The organism is Ruegeria sp. AP7, assembly GCF_056539905.1.
Genome location: NZ_JBQFVT010000037.1, coordinates 1 through 1,641, shown reverse-complemented (window position 1 = coordinate 1,641; position 1,641 = coordinate 1). Strand labels below are relative to the sequence as shown.

At 59.7% G+C, this 1,641-nt stretch carries 3 protein-coding genes; all 3 read left to right on the top strand.

Going from position 1 to position 1,641, the window contains the following annotated elements:
* The coding region (locus tag ACR0KN_RS22415; protein ID WP_480656695.1) for a formate--tetrahydrofolate ligase at nt 1-338 on the top strand (338 nt) is incomplete at its 5' end.
* A gap of 57 nt (nt 339-395) precedes the next feature.
* Nucleotides 396-701 (top strand): chorismate mutase, encoded by a 306-nt coding sequence (locus ACR0KN_RS22410; RefSeq protein ID WP_010442824.1) that lies wholly within the window; start codon nt 396-398, stop codon nt 699-701.
* Nucleotides 702-754: 53 nt separating this feature from the next.
* A partial coding sequence (gene folD, locus ACR0KN_RS22405) for a bifunctional methylenetetrahydrofolate dehydrogenase/methenyltetrahydrofolate cyclohydrolase FolD (protein ID WP_170474711.1) occupies nt 755-1,641 on the top strand: 887 nt, incomplete at its 3' end.

Genomic DNA, 1,641 nt, shown 5'->3' with positions numbered 1-1,641 from the left:
TTGAGAAGATCGAAACCATCGCCAAGCGTATCTATCGCGCGGATGAGGTTCTGGCCGACAACAAGATCCGTAACCAGCTGCGCGAGTGGGAAGAGGCAGGCTATGGCAATCTGCCGGTCTGCATGGCGAAAACACAGTATTCGTTCTCGACCGACCCGACCCTGCGCGGCGCGCCCACCGGCCACTCGGTTCCGGTGCGTGAGGTCCGCCTGTCCGCCGGTGCCGGTTTCATCGTGGTTGTCTGCGGTGAGATCATGACCATGCCCGGCCTGCCGCGCAAGCCGGCCGCGGAAACCATCTGCCTCAATGACGCAGGTGAGATCGAGGGCTTGTTCTAAGCCGCCGAATAAGACATCTCGTGGTCCGGGGAATTCCCGGGCCATGAGGAGACAAACATGCCCACTCTGACACCTCCAAAAGACTGCCACTCAATGCGGGAGTTGCGGGTTCAGATCGACAAGCTGGATCGGCAGCTGATCGAGATGTTGGTGGCGCGTGCAGGTTACATCGACCGCGCATCCGCGCTGAAGCCGGGCGAGGGCTTGCCTGCACGTATTCCGGAGCGTGTCGAGGATGTGGTGCAAAAAGTGCGTATGAATTCGGACGAGCTGGGTATGGATCCTGACCTTGCCGAAAAACTATGGCGCACCTTGATTGATTGGTCGATTGCGCGCGAAGAACGCGTGCTCGGCCCCGACTGAATGACCGGGCGCTTTGTGCGCCCGATCCGTTTTTTGAAAGAAGGGATCAAAGGATGGTAGCTCAAGTCATCGACGGTAAGGCCTTTGCCGCCAAAGTGCGCGCGCAGGTGGCTGACCAGGTTGCGAAACTGAAGGAAGAAAACGGCATCACACCGGGTCTGGCGGTGGTTCTGGTGGGCGAGGATCCGGCCAGTCAGGTCTATGTCCGCTCGAAGGGCAAAATGACCGTTGAAGTCGGTATGAACTCATACGAGCACAAGCTGGATGCAGACACCTCCGAAGAAGACCTTCTGGCGCTGATCGACAAGCTGAACAACGATCCGGCAGTGCATGGTATTCTGGTGCAGTTGCCTCTGCCCAAGCACCTGAATGAGGATCTGGTGATCAACTCGATTGATCCGGCGAAAGATGTAGACGGGTTCCATATCTCGAATGTGGGTCTTTTGGGCACGGGCCAAAAGTCTATGGTGCCTTGCACACCTCTGGGCTGTCTGATGATGCTGCGCGACCACCATGGCTCTCTGTCGGGCATGGATGCTGTTGTAATTGGCCGCTCGAATATTGTGGGCAAGCCGATGGCGCAGCTGCTGCTGGGCGACAGCTGCACCGTGACCATCGCGCATAGCCGCACCAAGGACCTGCCCGACGTGGTACGCCGCGCCGACATCGTCGTCGCCGCCGTAGGCCGCCCCGAGATGGTGCCGGGTGACTGGATCAAGGAAGGCGCGACTGTAATCGACGTGGGCATCAACCGGATCGAACGTGACGGCAAGAACAAGCTGGTTGGCGATGTGGACTATGCCAGCGCGGCCGAACGCGCAGGTGCAATCACTCCGGTACCCGGTGGCGTAGGCCCGATGACGATCGCCTGCCTGCTTGCGAATACGCTGACCGCCGCGTGCCGGGCGAATGGCCTGCCAGAACCCGAAGGCCTGACAGC

What these genes read in the sequence shown, in the direction of transcription:
- ACR0KN_RS22410 (WP_010442824.1), top strand. Translation starts at nt 396, where the DNA reads ATGCCCACTCTGACACCTCCAAAAGACTGCCACTCAATGCGGGAGTTG.